Genomic DNA, 15,246 nt, shown 5'->3' with positions numbered 1-15,246 from the left:
GTCCACGACACCGGGAGGTCCATATGTCGGTCCGACAGAGTCTGCTCGCGATCCTCGCTCAGGGCCCCTGCTACGGCTACCAGTTGCGGCACGAGTTCGACCGCCGCACGGGCTCGGTATGGCCGCTCAACGTCGGTCAGATCTACAACACGCTCGAGCGCCTCGAGCGTGACGGGCTCGTCGCTCGCGGTGCAGCGGACGAGCACGGCCACGTCTACTGGGAGATCACGGCCACCGGCGCGTCCGAGGTGGACCGCTGGCTCGCGTCTCCCGCGCCACGAAGCCAGGCGACGCGCAACGAGCTCGCGATCAAGCTGGCTGTGGCGGCAACCCTCCCCGGCGCGGACGCCGCCCGAGTCATCGCGGCCCAGCGCGCGGCGTCGGAAGAGCATCTCGCAGATCTCACCGCGACGAGGGCGACGCGCGAGGACGACAGCCCCGAGGGGCTCGCATGGTCGCTCGTCGTCGATTCGATGATCTTCACGGCGGAGGCCGAGATCCGCTGGCTCGACCACGTGCAGACCCGGCTCGCCCAGCACCCTGTCCACGCCCTCGCTCTCGAGTTGACGACCGATCGACCCAAACGTGGCAGGCCGTCGAGGTCAGACGTGGCGGCACTCGTCTGACGGGTTTCGCCTCAAGCGTATGCACAGCCAGCGGCGTCGCCCGGGAAACTAGGATCAGTCCTATGGCTGGAATATGGGGCAGACGCAAGCGCGAGCAGGAAGAGCTGGCCGCACAGGACGCCGACCTGGCTCGCCGCGCAGAGCAGGCACTCGTCTCGGCGGACGAGCGCATCAGGAGCACCTCCGACGAACTGGCGTTCGCGGAGGCCGAACTCGGGGAGCAGCTGACTCGCGACCTGAAGAAGGCGCTCGCTGCGGTGCGCACGCATCTGCGCGAGGCATTCCAGCTCCACCAGCTCAACCACGATGAGATTCCCGACACGCCTGAGGAGCTCCGCACCCGCAACGCGAGGATCATCCAGCTGTGCGACTGGGCGCAGGATCTGCTCGACGAGAAGACGTCCGATCTCGCCGCATCGATCTCGAAGGTGCGTCGCGCACCCGAGATCATCGCCCAGGTGCGTGCCGATGCCGAGGCGCTGAGCGCACGGATCCCGCACACGAACGAGACCGTCGCGCGTCTCTCCGCGCGTTACTCGGACTCGGCGATGCACCAGATCACGGCGAGCGCCGCCGAAGCAGAGCAGCTGATCGCGTTCGCAACGCACGGCGCGGCCGTCTCAGAACGTCGCCGCGCAGCGAAGCAGAACGAGGAGGCGAACCTCGCACTGGAGACCGCCACCGAGGCCACGCGGCGCGCTTCCGCGCTGCTCGACGCCGTGGAGGACTTCGAGATCGAAGCGCTGCGTGCGGAGTCGACCCTTGCCGAGGTCGTCGCGGATTCACGCAACGACCTCATCGCCGCGCGCACCGCACCCCAGGCGCCGGCCGTCGCGGCCGCCGTCTCCGCGCTGCAGGACGCGCTGAGCGCCCTGTCGCCCGCGGGCACCCCCGGGGATCCCTTCGCCGAGCTGTCGCAGCTGCGCGACGCGAACACGGCTCTCGACGACGCGATCGCCACCGCTCGGCATCGCGAGGCGCACCCGCTGCCCAGCATCCAGCAGGTGCAGCATGCGATCGATGATGCCGACCGCCAGCTCGGCGTCGCCCGCGGACTCATCGCCGGGCACCGCGGCTGGATCGGCGCCGACGCGCGCACGCGCCTCGCCGAGGCCGAGAGGCTGCGGGTCGATCTGTCGGATCTGCTTCCGGCGGAAGAGACGCGCGACGAGGCTCTGGCCAGTGCACGACGCGTCGCACACCTGGCTTCTGAGGCTCTGCAGCTCGCCCAGCGCGACATCGATTCCTCACGGCCGCAGGATCAGGGCTGGGGCGGCGGAAACGGCTGGGGCGGCGGCGGCTGGAGCGGCGGGGGCCGACGCGGCGGTGGCGGCGACGTCGCCTCGGGCATCCTCGGCGGTCTCGTCATCGGCAGCATCCTCGACGGCATCTTCGACTGACGCCGTCGCACAACGCGACGACGGCCCGGCTCCCTCTGGAGCCGGGCCGTCGTCGTCTCAGCCTCAGGAGGCGAGCGCCTCAGTGGGCGGAGCCTGCGTCTCGAGAGCGATCACACCGTAATCCCAGCCCTTGCGTCGGTAGACGACGCTCGGGTGGTCGGTGCGCACGTCCACGAACAGGAAGAAATCGTGCCCGACCAACTCCATCCGGTCGACGGCCTCTTCGACGGTCATCCATTCCGCTCCGAAGTTCTTGGTGCGGATGACCACCGGCGAGTAGACCTCGTCGTCCTCGTTCTGGATCGGCACGTTGCCGGTCGCGACGGCCCGCAGGACATCCACGGATGCCGGCTGGACATCGATGCCCTCCAGCGCTCCGCTCTCCTTCTCGAAGTGCGCCCCGCGTGGGTGCTGGCGTCCGTCGACTCGCTTCTCCTTCGCTCGACGAAGCTGCTCGGCCATCTTGTCGACGGCCATGTCGAGTGCGACGAACTTGTCTCCGTCCGTGGCTTCAGCGCGCACGACGGGGCCCTTGCTGACGAGCGTGAGCTCCACGGTCTCGTCCGGCACGTGACCGTTGCGGTACACCCGGTGGGTGACCTTGACATCCAGCCGTTGCGCACGGGACGCGAACGTCTGGATCTTGGCGATCTTCTCTTCGACAACGGCTCGGAATCGATCGGTGATACCCACCCCGACGCCAACGATGCTCGTTTCCATTGCTGCCTCCTTGTCCCGGTCCTCCCGGCCAAGGGCGGACCGTGGTCGCCTTGTGACCCCCCACGGTAGTCGGCCTGACCTCGGATGTCACGGGTCAGTTGCTGCGTGTCCCCGATGCGTTCACATTCCGTTCGCTGTGACGCGGCGTGGCGGCGAGCGCGACCGCTGCCAGGACATGGGCGCCCGCGTCTTTCAGCGCGCGAGCCGCCTCATCGAACGTCGCACCCGTCGTGACCACGTCGTCGACGAGCACGACGGTCTCACCCTCGAGCACACGTCGCGCTCGCATGCTCCCGCGGACGTTCTCCGCTCGGCTCACGGAATCGAGGCCTCGCTGATCCGTGCGCCGACCCCGCAGAACGAGCAACCGGTCGGGAAGCCGACCCGCCCGCCGGATCAGCAGCTCGGGCACCCGGTAGCCGCGCCGTCGAAAGGCGGCCACCGATGTCGGGATCGGCACGAGGTGGAGCGGCCGATCGGCATCCGGGCGCGCCTCGAGCACGTCGACCACCTCCCCCAGCGCCGATCCGAACGGGCGAGCGAGCAGCGTCTCGCCGTCGTCCTTCATCCTGCGGATGCATCGCGCCGCGACCGACTCGAAGGGCATCGCCGCGCGGACCTCCAGTCCGGCGGGCGTGCGGCGGACGAGCGGCTCCGGTCGGATGCTCTGTCGGCACGAGCCGCAGAGCAGCGTCTCGGGCCGGTCGCACCCCGCGCAGGTCGCCGCGAGCAGAAGGGCGAGTATCTCGAGTCCTACGGCGCGGGCCGGTGGATGCGGTGACATCCGTCGATGCTCTCGCAACAATCCGGCGCCGGGGCTGCAGAGGCTGCGCGGAACGCGGCCGTCATGGACTGTCAGTCGATATCGGACGGCCGTGCAGGGACAGTCGCGCTCAGTGCCCCGCACGCGTCGCGAGAAGTGAGACTCCGCTGATCGACTCGCTCCATGCCGAGCCCGCACGGGCGAACACGGCGCCGTCCGCGCCCAGCACTCGCAGACCGGTGGCTGCGCGCGCACCCGCCAGGGACACCGCGCCGGTCGGAGCCACCTCTGACGTGCCAGGCCCTCCGACCACCTGCGTGACGACCATCCGGTCTGCGGGATCCGTCAGCAGTCCGAGACGATCCGCGCCCAGCCAGACGAGGCCGATGGCGCCGCCGTCGAGCTGCGCCAGCGGCTCGGTGGGCCCGAGCTCGGTCGGAAGCCCGGCCTCATCGCGGATCACCGATGACACCACGATCCAGCGCTCGCCCCCGATCACGACGGCCGCGGCGACGCGGGCCCCATCCGCCGAGACGCGGATGGCGGATACGGAGGAGGCCTCCGGCCACGCGCCCGCGATGCTCTGAGGGGCGACATCGCTGCCGATCGCCTGCAGAGCCGCCGGTGCGTTAGACGGGACCGACCACGTGTAGTCGTAGGGATCCATGGACGGCCGCACCAGCGATGGGCGGTCGTCCAGCTCGTTGAAGCTGCCTTCACCTGCGAGCCACACGTGCCCGTCGATGAGCTGCACGGCCGCGTGGGAGCTGTCGACCGACACGTCGACCGCTGTGACGGGCTGACCCGCGTTCACGATCTGGTCCGAGACGCCGGGGATCGGCGTGATCTCTCCACCGACCAGCATGCCGAAAGTCCCGTCCTTCAGCACGAGGCTGCCCGGATCGGCCTTGTCCGTCACGACCTCGACGACCCCGGCCTCCAGTGTGCGGCCGTCGACCGTGAAGCGCACCTGGTCGATCTGCACGCCCCCGGCGGTCAGGGTCGCCTGGAGCTGAGTGCGCATGCGCGCGAGGGTGGTCGGGTCGAGGCCCAGCGCCGCCCGGTTCAGGGCGACGTCGGCGATCTGGTCGGGGTCGATCGGCACGGAGTCCCGTGCGAGCTGCACCTCCTGCGGGAACGCGCTCTGCACGGCCGGATCGAGCCAGGGGCTGGGCGCGCCGCCGATCAGCGACTGCGCGATGGTCGTCGCCACCGTGGCGCGTCGAGGGAACCAGCGCACATCGGGCACGAGTCGTTCCCACGTCTGATCGAAGTACTGCAGCGCGTAGTCGTCGTACACGCGCGAGAACCTGGATTCGTCGATCACCACGCCGTCCGGCGCCTCGGCGATCCGCCACTGGCCGTCTGTGAGTTCGACCACGAAGGCCGAGTTCGAGGCGCCGAACGCCTCGGAGTACGCTCCGGTCGCGTCGACGCTGGCGACCTGATCGAAGGCGACCCTCACGTCGGCCGTGTCGCCGTCATCGGCATCGTCGTCTTCGTCGACATTCGAGCTGAACGAGCGAGTCGCCGAGCTCACATCGATCGACACGCCGGTGTTCGGACGCCAGGTCGATGCGAGCTCCGGGGTGAGAAAGCTGCGAGCGGTGTTCCAGTTGTCGGCCGGGGTGATCGCGGCCTCCATGAAGCCTTCGACGATCGCCGCAGGCCCCGCGCCGTCCACCGGACCCGAAGCGAGCGGGAGGAAGTCCTGCCCCTCGGGGGACGCCCCGAGAGGCTTTCCCGGCTGTGCGTCTCCGCTGGTCGGAAGACCTGTGCACGCTGACAGGATGAGCACGGTCGCCGCGATCACGAGACCACGCAGCGCGCGCCGAGTCCGCGCGGTCATTCGATGCTCCCTCGATCGAAGAGCTCCGCCGGGACATCGGCGAGCTGGATCGGCTGCGTGGCATCGCCGAGTTCGGCGAGCGGCTCCTGCGGCTCGATCGGGATGGGCGAAGGCCCATCCGTCGCATCGCCACGGCGAGGCAGGGTCAGAACGAAGTTCGTCCCGACGCCGAGTTCGGACCACACCGCGAGCGATCCGCCGTGGAGAGTCGCATCGCCGAGCGCGATCGACAGTCCGAGCCCCGTGCCCCCGAGAGTGCGCTGGCGGGAGGGGTCAGCGCGCCAGAATCGGTCGAACACCCGCTCGGCATCCGCCGGGTCCATGCCGAGCCCGAAGTCGCGGACGCCGGCGGCGACCGCATGCTGATTGCTGTCGACGGTGACCACGATCGGTCGGCCCTCGCCGTGCTCGATCGCATTGCCGATCAGGTTGCGCAGGACTCGTCGCACCCGCCGCGGATCCATGTCGACCGGCGAATAACCGCCGGGGGCGAAGAGCCTCAGCTCGCTGCCGCGATCGTCGGCGAGAGGACGCATCTGCTCGATGATGTCCTCTGCCAGATGTGCGAGGCTCGTCGCCTCGAGCTCGAGCTGCACGGAGCCTGCGTCGTAGCGGCTGATCTCGAGCAGATCCGACAGCAGCGTCTCGAACCGCTGCACCTGCGTGTGCAGGAGCTCGGTGGTGCGAGCGGTCGTCGGATCGAACTCCTCCCGCTGATCGTTCAGCATGTCTGCGGCGAGGCGGATCGTGGTGAGCGGAGTCCGCAGCTCATGCGACACATCTGACACGAAGCGCTGCTGCACGAGTGACAGCTCGCCGAGCTCCTTGATCTGGGATTCGATGCTGTCGGCCATGGCGTTGAAGGAGCGTCCCAGGGTCGCGATCTCGTCTTCCCCGTGCACGTCGATGCGGACGCCGAGGTCGCCCGAGGCCAGACGCGCGCTCGTCTCGGCAGCCTCGACGATAGGCGTCGACACGGTGCGGAGAACGATGAAGGAGATCGCGGCGACGATCGCCACCAGACCTATGCCGGCGACCCACAGGGTGCGCTGCACGAAGGTGAGAGTGTTGTCTGCATCCGCGAGGTCGTACGCGAAGTAGATCTCGAACGGCCCCGCCTCGGGAACCCGCAGCTGCTGCCCCACGATGATCCCGGGGACAGCTCGGCCGCCGACCTCGAGCGATACGGACTGCCAGGACTGCCAGTCGTCGAACTCGACCACCCGGTTCCTGAGGCCCGAGGTGATCAGATTGTCGCTCAGCCCGGCGGTGAAGCCGTTGAGCGGGACGTCGGGGTCGACCTCCATGCGGAATCCGGCAAGACCCTCGGCCGTTGAATTCCGTCCGAGGTCCTCCTGCACGCTGTCCCACAGCTCCGGCAAGGCTGCCGGGTCATCACCCAGCGCCGTCGCGTCCAGGGTCGCCTGCGCCTGGTTCACCGAGCGGGCCGCGTCTTCGAGCGCCTCGTTCTTGCGGGATTCGAACAGATCGTTCTGGATAACCAGCGCCATCGTCACGCAGGTGATCAGGATCGCGGTGGACGTCAGCAGAAGCGTGATCGTGAGCGTCCGGAATCGCAGAGAACTGCGCCACAACGCCTGGACGACGGTCGGCCAGCCACGCCAGTCGCGGATGACAGCGACCGCCGTGGTGGTCGCTGTGGTCGCGGCCATCGTGGGCCTAGCCCGCGCTCCCGGCACGGTAGCCGACGCCCCGTACCGTCATGACGATCTTGGGGTTGTCCGGGTCGAGTTCGACCTTCGCCCGCAGACGCTGCACGTGCACGTTGACCAGCCGCGTATCGGCCTTGTAGTGGTAACCCCACACCTGCTCGAGCAGCATCTCCCTCGAGAACACCTGCTGGGGCTTCGACGCGAGCGCGACGAGCAGTTGAAACTCCAGGGGCGTGAGAGCGATCGGAGCCGTGCCGCGGCGCACCTCATGGGCGTCGACGTCGACGGTGAGGTCTCCCACGCGCAGCTGCTCCCCCACATTCTGCGACGTGGGCCGCAGTCGGGTTCTGATACGAGCGACGAGCTCCTTCGGGTTGAAGGGCTTGACGATGTAGTCGTCGGCTCCGACCTCGAGTCCTCTGACCACATCAGCGGTGTCGCTGCGGGCGGTGAGCATGATGACGGGGACTCCGGATTCGGCGCGGATGCGTGTGCAGATCTCGATGCCGTCCATCCCGGGCAGCATCAGGTCAAGCAGCACGAGATCGGGACGCTGTGCGCGCCACTCGTCGACCGCCCGCGCACCGTCGGCGCAGAACACCGGCTCGAACCCTTCCGTGCGCAGCACGATGCCGATCATCTCGGCGAGCGCGGTGTCGTCGTCGACCACAAGAATGCGTGAGGTCATAACTGTTACCTTATGGCACTCAGTACCACGGTCCTCCTGTCTACGCGCCCGACGGGTCATGTGACACGATGGGAGCGCACGACGGAGGGAGTGCCGGTGAGCGGCCAGACATGGACCCCTGCCCCGAAGAAGGGCATCATCCCCCTGCATCCGCTGACGTTCGGGATGCTGTTGAGCAAGTCGTTCGTCGCGCTGCGCCACAACCCCAAGGTCCTCTTCGGCTTCGGCGTCGTGATCCAGCTCGCGGTCGTGGTGCTCAGCGCCACGGTGATGGGCTTCGTGTTCGTCACGACGTTCACGCGGCTCGAGTCGCTCTCTCCCTCCTCCCCGGACTTCGAGGCCGTGTTCGCCGGAACGATCGCGATGAACATCGTCGCGGGCATCTCCGTCGGTCTCGCGTCCGTCGCGTTCACCGCTCTGATGCAGGGCGTCGTCGCAGCCGAGATCGGCTACGCCGCGATCGACGTGAAGGCCACGCTGAAGACCCTCTGGCGCAAGATGACCCCGTCGTTCTGGCGGCTGGCCGCCTTCGCTTCACTCTCGGTCATCTTCATCTTCGGTGTGATCGTCATCCTCTTCGTCATCGTCGCCGGCTTCGTCGCCAGCGGGCTCGGCGGATCCGCTGAGGCCATCGGCGGCGTCGTCATCCTCGTGCTGCTCGTCCTGCTCACGACGATCCCCCTCCTGGTCTGGCTGACGACCAAGCTGCTGCTGGTGCCGTCCATCCTCGTCCTCGAGCGCGCGAAGCTCCGCGATGCGCTCGTGCGCTCGTGGCGACTCACCCGCGGTCGCTTCTGGATCGCCTGGGGAGTCACCTTCCTGATCGGCGCCATCATGGGCGCCGCGATGCAGCTCGTGAATCTCCCCGTGTCGCTGCTGAGCTCGATGCTCGGATCGGTCATCGCCCCGACCGGCTCTGCGGACACTGCCGCGATCATGGGGTTCGTCTTCGCCCTCCTCGCCCCGCAGATCCTGCTCCTCGTGCTGCAGGCCATCACGCTCGTGGTGCAGAGCACCGCAGGAACCCTCGTGTATCTCGACAGTCGGATGCGCTACGAGGGTCTCGACCAGGCGCTGATCAGTCATGTCGAGCGACGCGACCTGGGGTGGACGGAGGAACAGCTCGGCGACCCCTTCGTCGTCGACGCCTCGCGCGCCGTCTCGAGTGCACCGCCGCCCAAGCAGGTGCCCGAATGGGCGACGATGACGCCGGCCGGCTATGAGGCGCAGCCGTATGGAGGGCAGCCGTATGGAGGGCAGCCGTACCCGGCACAGCCATACCCGGCACAGCCGTACCCCGGGCAGCAGTACCCGGCACAGCCGTACCCCGGGCAGCAGTACGGGTACCCGACTCAGCCTCCCCCTTCACAGCCGCCGTACGCGCCGCCGGCTGCGACCGTCTCGCCTCAGCCACCGGCGTATCGGCCGGCACCGGCGCCCGCCGCTCCCCCGGCATCCTCAGCGCCCGCGGACGACTCCACCTGGGCGGCCCCCGGAGCGGGCAGCGAAGGATCTGCATGATCCGCCCGCTGGACGATGTGCTGGTGCCCGACGGAGACGAGGCGAGACAGTGGGCCGAGCAGGAGCTCTCCGACCCGCGCTATGCCGATGCGAAGCCGACGTGGTTCGATCTCGTCGCGCGTGACATCGGACGGTTCCTCGCCGATCTGTTCAGCTCCGACAACGGCGCCAGCGTCGGGCCGTCTGCACTGATCATCGTCAGCGTCATCGTCTTCGGCGCTCTTGTGGCGGCCCTCATCATCTGGGGTCGCCCTCGCCGCTCCCAGGCGATCCGTCGGCCGGGTGCCGGGCTTCTCGGCGCCGAGGATGACCGCTCGGCGGCGCAGCTGCGTGCGGATGCCGACCGCGCCGCGCGAGCGGCGGACTGGGACGAGGCGACGGTCCTGCGGTTCCGCGCGCTGGCGAGAGGACTCCTCGAGCGCGACCTCATCGAGCCGTCCCCCGGCGCGACGGCCCAGGCGATCGCGCGCGAGGTCTCTGTCGTGTTCCCTGCGGAGACGACGCCCGTCCGCCAGGCCGCCGTGTTCTTCGATGACGTGCGCTATCTGCGGCATCCCGCGACCGCTGATCGCTACGCGGAGCTCGCATCGACAGACGACCGTCTCAGTGCCCTGCGCCCGGAAGCAGTGACCGCGTGAGCGTTCTCGAGCAGCGGGACGTCCCCGCGTCGACCACCGAACGCGCGCCTCGAGGCCGACGATCGCGAGCTCTGCTCGGATGGCTGATCATCGTGGCCCTCGTCCTCGGCGGCGTCTTCGTCGCGATTCAGGTCGGTGTGCGCATGCCCGATCAGCGGGGTTCGCTCGATCCCGAGAGCGTGAGCGACTCGGGTGCCATGGCCATCGCGCAGATCCTGCAGGAGAACGGTGTCGAGGTCTCGGTCTTCCGTTCGCGCACCGAGGCACGCCAAGCGCTCGATGACAACGCCACGCTCGTGATGGCGAATCCGTACACGCTCTCCGACGAGGCGATCACCGAGCTCATCGAGCCCGCCGACCGGGTGGTCTTCCTGTCGAGCAGTACGCACCTGCTGAGCCTCTTGAGGATCGGCGACAACGCCACCCCGGATTTCACCCCGGTGCAGGCGGACTGCGACGCACCCGAGTTCGCGGACGTCGGCTCGATCCGTCCTGATCGGCTGTTCACGCCCGCCGACGGCGTGGAGGGATGCTTCGGCGACGACGACGCGGCGGCCGTGCTCATCGATGAGAGCGACGGAGCCACGCATGTCGTCGTCGAGGGTGCGCGCCTCTTCAGCAACGCCTATCTCGCGGATGACGGCAACGCCGCACTCGCGCTCGCGCTGCTCGGACAGACCGAGCGCGTCGTCTGGTACGTGCCCAGTTTCGGCGACACGGACATCGAGGGTGAGACCGAGGACACCCTCGGGTCGCTCACACCGGGATGGGTGACACCGGCCATCCTGCTGCTCATGCTGGCCGGCGTCGCGGCAGCACTGTGGCGCGGTCAGCGCTTCGGACCGCTCGTCGCCGAGACGCTGCCGGTGACGGTCCGCGCCTCGGAGACCATGCACGGTCGCGCACGTCTGACCGCGAAGGCCGGCGACGCCGCGCACGCGGGCGAAGCTATCCGAGACGGGAGCGGGCGCCGCCTGGCGCGCAGGCTCGGCCTCGCTGTCACCGCGAGTGCCGAGGAGGTCGCGGATGCCGCAGCCGACCGGCTGCGCGTGCCGCGTGGCTCGCTGCACGAGCTGCTCGCGGGCGCGCCACCCGTCGACGATCCGTCACTGATCGACCTCGCGCGCCGACTGCAGGAACTCGAGAGCGCCGTCGACGCCTCGTCCTTCACGGAGCGGAGATCCGAATGAACCGCCCCCGCCGAACCGCCGTCCATCCATCATCCGACCGGAAGCCGAGGACACCACGTGACCGCTGAGAACTTCAACGACGCCGAGCTGCGTCAGGCCATGCACCGCGTGCGCACGGAGGTCGACAAGGCCGTCGTGGGCCAGGCGGGCACGGTGACCGGCCTGCTGGTGTCGCTGCTCGCGCGAGGACATGTGCTGCTCGAGGGCGTGCCCGGGGTGGCGAAGACCCTGGTCGTGCGCTCGTTCGCCCGGGCGCTCGGCCTCGACACGAAGCGCGTGCAGTTCACCCCCGACCTCATGCCGGGAGACGTCACCGGTTCGCTGGTCTACGACGCCCGCACGGGCGAGTTCGACTTCCGTGCGGGTCCGGTGTTCACGAACATCCTTCTCGCCGACGAGATCAACCGCACGCCTCCGAAGACCCAGGCCGCCCTGCTCGAGGCAATGGAAGAACGTCAGGTGTCCGCCGACGGTGTCAGCCGAGCTCTGCCCGACCCGTTCCTCGTCGCCGCGACGCAGAACCCGATCGAGCACGAGGGCACGTATTCGCTGCCGGAGGCCCAGCTCGACCGCTTCCTGATGAAGCTGGTCGTGGGAATGCCGGAGCGGGATGCCGAGGTGTCCGTGTTGCGCAAGCACGCCTCCGGCTTCTCCCCGCGCGAGCTCACCGGCGTGGAGGCGACCGTCTCCGCGGACGAGATCCGTGCGGCTCAGGATGCGGCAGGACGCGTCGAGGTCACCGATGACGTCCTCGGCTATGTCGTCGACCTCGCCAGAGCCACGAGGCAGTCGCCCTCGGTCGAGCTCGGCGCGAGCCCCCGCGCTTCCACGGGTCTGCTCGCCGCTGCGAAGGCATGGGCGTGGCTCAACGCATCCTCTGCCGTCACGCCGGATCACGTGCAGACGATGCTCGTCCCCGTCTGGCGGCACCGTCTGCAGCTCCGCCCGGACGCCCAGATGGAGGGCGTGTCCGCGGATGCCGTGCTCACATCCGTCGTCCAGCAGACCAGGGTGCCGATCTAGGTGTTCGTCACCGGCCGTCTCGCGCTTGCCGTCGCCGTCGGCATCGTCCCGCTCGTCCTCGCCGGGCTGGCGGACTTCCCGCCCTATGCCGCCCTCGGCATCTGGGTGCTGCTCTGCGTCCTGCTGATCGTCGTCGATGTGCTGCTGGCTCCGAGCCCCCGCTCAGTCGCCGTGACCAGGCGCGTGCCGACGCGCACCCGCATCGGCGAGCAGGTCCCCGTGAGCGTCGCGCTGCAGAATCAGGGTCCCCGGACGCTCCATGCGCTGATCCGCGATGCCTGGCAGCCGACGGCCGGAGCGGGTGAGGCCCGTCAGCGACTCAGCGTCCCGCCGGGTGAACGGCGACGCGTCTCCATCCCCCTACTGCCACGACGTCGCGGCGAGCTGGCGAGCGAGTTCGTGATGATCCGCTCGCTCGGTCCGCTCGGCCTCGCCGGCCGGCAGGCCCGTCACCTCGTACGCGGGACCATCCGGGTGCTGCCCGCCTTCTCGTCGCGGAAGCACCTCCCCTCCCGCCTCGCCCGTCTGCGGGAGCTCGACGGGAACACGAGCATCCAGGTGCGCGGTCAGGGCACCGAGTTCGACTCGCTCCGTGAGTACGTCCGAGGGGATGACGTGCGGTCGATCGACTGGCGCGCCACCGCTCGCGCGGGCACCACGATGCTGAGGACGTGGCGACCGGAGCGCGATCGCCACGTCGTGATCATCATCGACACCGGCCGCACGGCCGCCGCGCGCGTCGGCGACGGCACGAGGGTCGATGCCGCCCTGGAGGCGTCTCTTCTGCTCGCGGCCCTCGCCGCGCGTGCGGGCGACCACGTGCATCTGCTCATGTACGACCGGGTCGTGCGGGCGCGCGTGACCGGTGTGGAGGGGACAGCGCTGCTTCCGGCGCTGACCGATGCGATGGCTCCGGTGCACGCGCGTCTCGTCGACACCGATTGGCCGGGTGCTTTCGCTGCCGTGCGCACGCTCACGACCCGTCCGTCGCTCATCGTGGTGCTCACCGCTCAGGATGCGGCTGAGTCGGCTCGCGGATTCCTCGGTGCGTTCCCCGACGCGAGCAGGTCGACATCGATCCTCGTCGGTTCGGTCACCGACGACGGCATCGCGGATCTCACGACGCGGCGCGGATCTCGGGAGGAGATCTACCTCGCTGCGGCGGCCGAACGCACGATGCGCGACGCGGAGAACGTGGCCGACGCGGTGCGCCGCGCGGGAGGCGAGGCGATCGCCGCTGACCCCGAGTCGCTGCCTCCGAGGGTCGCAGACCGGTACCTGGAGCTGAAGGCCGCCGGGCGCCTCTGATCGCGGAGAGTCAGCCGGCCAGGAGCCTGGGCGTACCTGCCTCGTACTCGACGAGGTCTCCGGTCTCGCCGCGGCGATACGCTCGACCGCCGATCACGAGCATATAGATGAGGAACGCGGCGAGGGCGGCGACGCCGATGCCGATCTTGACCGGCCAGGGCAGCGCCCACCCCGTCACGAATCCCTCGATCAGTCCGGACACGAACAGCGCGAAGACGAGTCCGATCGCCACAGTCGCGAGCGAGCGTCCCTCGGACGCGAGTGACTCGCCTCTCGAACGGTGTCCCGGCGCGACCCACGACCAGAACAGGTGCAGACCCGCCGCAGCCGCGACGAAGATCGACGTCATCTCCAGGAGTCCGTGCGGGAGGATGTAGAGGATCATCACATCGACCTGGTCGTGTGCGGCCATGACGGCGCCCGACACGCCCAGCCCCATCGCGTTCTGCACGAGGACGTTGATCGGCCAGATGCCGGTGATGCCGAACAGCACGCATTGCAGGGCGATCCAGGCGTTGTTCCACCAGACCATGCCCATGAACACCGCGGCCGGGTTCTCGGTGTAATAGCCGGTGAAGCTCTCGTCGGCGTACTGCTCCAGCAGGTCCGGCGGGCCGAGGGTCGCGAGGAGTGCCGGATCTGCGGAGATCCATGTCGCGGTCCCGACGACGATCGCGATGAATGACGCCGCGATCACGAGCGTCGTCCAGCGCAGTCGATAGAGCGCGGCGGGCAGCTGCAGCGAGAAGAATCGGCCGGTCTGGGTGAGGATGCTGTCGGACGCCCCGGTGAGTCGCAGCCGCGCGCGCACGAGGATCGTCGAGAGGTACGCACCTTGAGGTGACTCCCCCACCGAGGTCTTGAGCTCAGCGAGATCCGCGGACGCCGCGCGGTAGCGGACGATCAGCTCGTCGACGCCCGCGCCGTCGAGCCGAGCACGGCTCAGCTGGTCGAGCCGTTCCCACTCGGCGCGGCGTGCATCTGTCAGCGCATCGGCATCCACCTGATTTACTGTACTCATGTCCGCCGCGCTCGATGCATCCGACGAGGTCCTCTCGGGCGAGGCCGTCGCGATCGACGTGCAGCCGATCGGCTTCGTGTTGCGAGCCGCGGGCGCGATCATCGACCTCCTGGTCGGGCTCGCGGTGTTCCTGTCGACGATCTTCCTGCGGATCTGGCTCCTCGACATCGGCGTCCTGACCCAGGCGACAGACACGATCGCCTTGATCGCCTCGATCGTGATCAGCTTCGTGGTGCTGCCGATCACCATGGAGGTCGCCCTCAAGGGCCGCAGCCTGGGCAAGCTCGCCGTCGGGGGTCGGATCGTGCGACTCGACGGTGGCGCGACCGGTTTCCGCCATGCGTTCATCAGGGCACTCCTCGGCGTCCTCGAGATCTACATGACGCTGGGCAGCATCGCGGTGCTCGCCGGAGCGTTCAGCGCCCGCTCGCAGCGGCTGGGAGACATGGTCGCCGGCACCTACAGCCAGCGCGTGCGCACGCCGAAGCTGATCCCGAGCGTCCCCGTGCTGCCGCCGATGCTCGCCGGCTGGGCGCAGATCGCCGATGTCGCGCGCCTCCCCGACCGTCTCGCGCGCCGCATCTCGCAGTTCCTGCAGAGCGCTCAGCGGATGGTCCCGTCAGCTCGCGCCCGAGTGGCGCAGGATCTCCTGACCGAGGCATCGCCGTTCGTCTCGCCTCTGCCTCAGGCCGCCCCGGAGGTTGCGCTCATCGGCATCACCGTGCTGCGGCGCGAGCGGGAGCGCAGAGCGCTGGAGAACGCCGACCGCCGAGCGGAGAAGCTCACCGGTCGACGCGTCGGGGCCTGAGCACACCGGCCACTTCGC

Annotated in this window: 14 protein-coding genes; 8 read left to right on the top strand and 6 right to left on the bottom strand. The window is 69.1% G+C overall.

The window, feature by feature from the left end; translation table 11 throughout:
• Window positions 1-23 precede the first annotated feature (23 nt).
• Together BMW26_RS06200 and BMW26_RS06195 are read left to right on the top strand one after the other, a co-directional pair.
• On the top strand, window positions 24-626 hold the full coding sequence (locus tag BMW26_RS06200; protein ID WP_072591057.1) for a PadR family transcriptional regulator: 603 nt from the start codon (window positions 24-26) through the stop codon (window positions 624-626).
• Window positions 627-688: 62 nt separating this feature from the next.
• A complete protein-coding gene (locus BMW26_RS06195; protein WP_072591056.1) occupies window positions 689-2,026 on the top strand; it encodes a hypothetical protein in 1,338 nt (445 codons plus the stop codon).
• 63 nt (window positions 2,027-2,089) lie between these two features.
• Here the strand turns inward: BMW26_RS06195 and hpf are convergent, their stop codons facing one another.
• From hpf to mtrA, 5 genes are all read right to left on the bottom strand, one after another.
• A complete protein-coding gene (hpf, locus tag BMW26_RS06190) occupies window positions 2,090-2,746 on the bottom strand; it encodes a ribosome hibernation-promoting factor, HPF/YfiA family (protein WP_053095665.1) in 657 nt (218 codons plus the stop codon).
• Between the two features lie 94 nt (window positions 2,747-2,840).
• Window positions 2,841-3,530 carry a ComF family protein gene (locus BMW26_RS06185; RefSeq protein WP_072591055.1) on the bottom strand — a complete coding sequence of 230 codons (690 nt, stop codon included), beginning with the start codon at window positions 3,528-3,530 and terminating at the stop codon, window positions 2,841-2,843.
• 109 nt (window positions 3,531-3,639) lie between these two features.
• On the bottom strand, window positions 3,640-5,358 hold the full coding sequence (locus BMW26_RS06180; protein WP_053095663.1) for a GerMN domain-containing protein: 1,719 nt from the start codon (window positions 5,356-5,358) through the stop codon (window positions 3,640-3,642).
• The gene (gene mtrB, locus BMW26_RS06175) at window positions 5,355-7,031 is read right to left on the bottom strand and encodes an MtrAB system histidine kinase MtrB (RefSeq protein WP_072591054.1); all 1,677 of its coding nucleotides are present in this window, start codon (window positions 7,029-7,031) and stop codon (window positions 5,355-5,357) included. Before mtrB ends, BMW26_RS06180 begins: the two co-directional genes overlap by 4 nt.
• A 7-nt stretch (window positions 7,032-7,038) precedes the next feature.
• Window positions 7,039-7,719, bottom strand: coding sequence for an MtrAB system response regulator MtrA (mtrA, locus tag BMW26_RS06170; RefSeq protein ID WP_053095661.1), 681 nt, complete (start codon window positions 7,717-7,719; stop codon window positions 7,039-7,041).
• 96 nt (window positions 7,720-7,815) lie between these two features.
• On the opposite strand from mtrA, the gene BMW26_RS06165 reads away from it, so the two are divergent.
• From BMW26_RS06165 to BMW26_RS06145, 5 genes are all read left to right on the top strand, one after another.
• Window positions 7,816-9,240, top strand: coding sequence for a hypothetical protein (locus tag BMW26_RS06165; protein WP_072592250.1), 1,425 nt, complete (start codon window positions 7,816-7,818; stop codon window positions 9,238-9,240).
• Window positions 9,237-9,878 (top strand): DUF4129 domain-containing protein, encoded by a 642-nt coding sequence (locus tag BMW26_RS06160; RefSeq protein WP_072591053.1) that lies wholly within the window; start codon window positions 9,237-9,239, stop codon window positions 9,876-9,878. The genes BMW26_RS06165 and BMW26_RS06160 overlap by 4 nt, the downstream gene beginning before the upstream one ends.
• Entirely contained in the window at window positions 9,875-11,068 is a 1,194-nt protein-coding gene (locus tag BMW26_RS06155) for a DUF4350 domain-containing protein (RefSeq protein ID WP_083569304.1), read from the top strand. The genes BMW26_RS06160 and BMW26_RS06155 overlap by 4 nt, the downstream gene beginning before the upstream one ends.
• A 99-nt stretch (window positions 11,069-11,167) precedes the next feature.
• Entirely contained in the window at window positions 11,168-12,091 is a 924-nt protein-coding gene (locus BMW26_RS06150; RefSeq protein ID WP_222839202.1) for an AAA family ATPase, read from the top strand.
• Window positions 12,092-13,399, top strand: coding sequence for a DUF58 domain-containing protein (locus tag BMW26_RS06145; protein ID WP_072591052.1), 1,308 nt, complete (start codon window positions 12,092-12,094; stop codon window positions 13,397-13,399). It abuts the gene before it with no gap.
• A gap of 10 nt (window positions 13,400-13,409) precedes the next feature.
• Here BMW26_RS06145 and BMW26_RS06140 read toward each other — a convergent pair whose 3' ends face one another.
• On the bottom strand, window positions 13,410-14,402 hold the full coding sequence (locus tag BMW26_RS06140; protein ID WP_053095656.1) for a stage II sporulation protein M: 993 nt from the start codon (window positions 14,400-14,402) through the stop codon (window positions 13,410-13,412).
• A 16-nt stretch (window positions 14,403-14,418) separates the two neighbouring features.
• On the opposite strand from BMW26_RS06140, the gene BMW26_RS06135 reads away from it, so the two are divergent.
• Window positions 14,419-15,228, top strand: a complete 810-nt coding sequence (locus BMW26_RS06135; RefSeq protein WP_053095655.1) for an RDD family protein — start codon at window positions 14,419-14,421, stop codon at window positions 15,226-15,228.
• Window positions 15,229-15,246: the final 18 nt, after the last annotated feature.

The sequence above is a fragment of the Microbacterium sp. 1.5R genome, assembly GCF_001889265.1.
In the GTDB taxonomy this organism is placed as follows: domain Bacteria; phylum Actinomycetota; class Actinomycetes; order Actinomycetales; family Microbacteriaceae; genus Microbacterium.
Note: the sequence above shows the minus strand (reverse complement) of the source record. Positions and strands in the feature narration are given on the sequence as shown.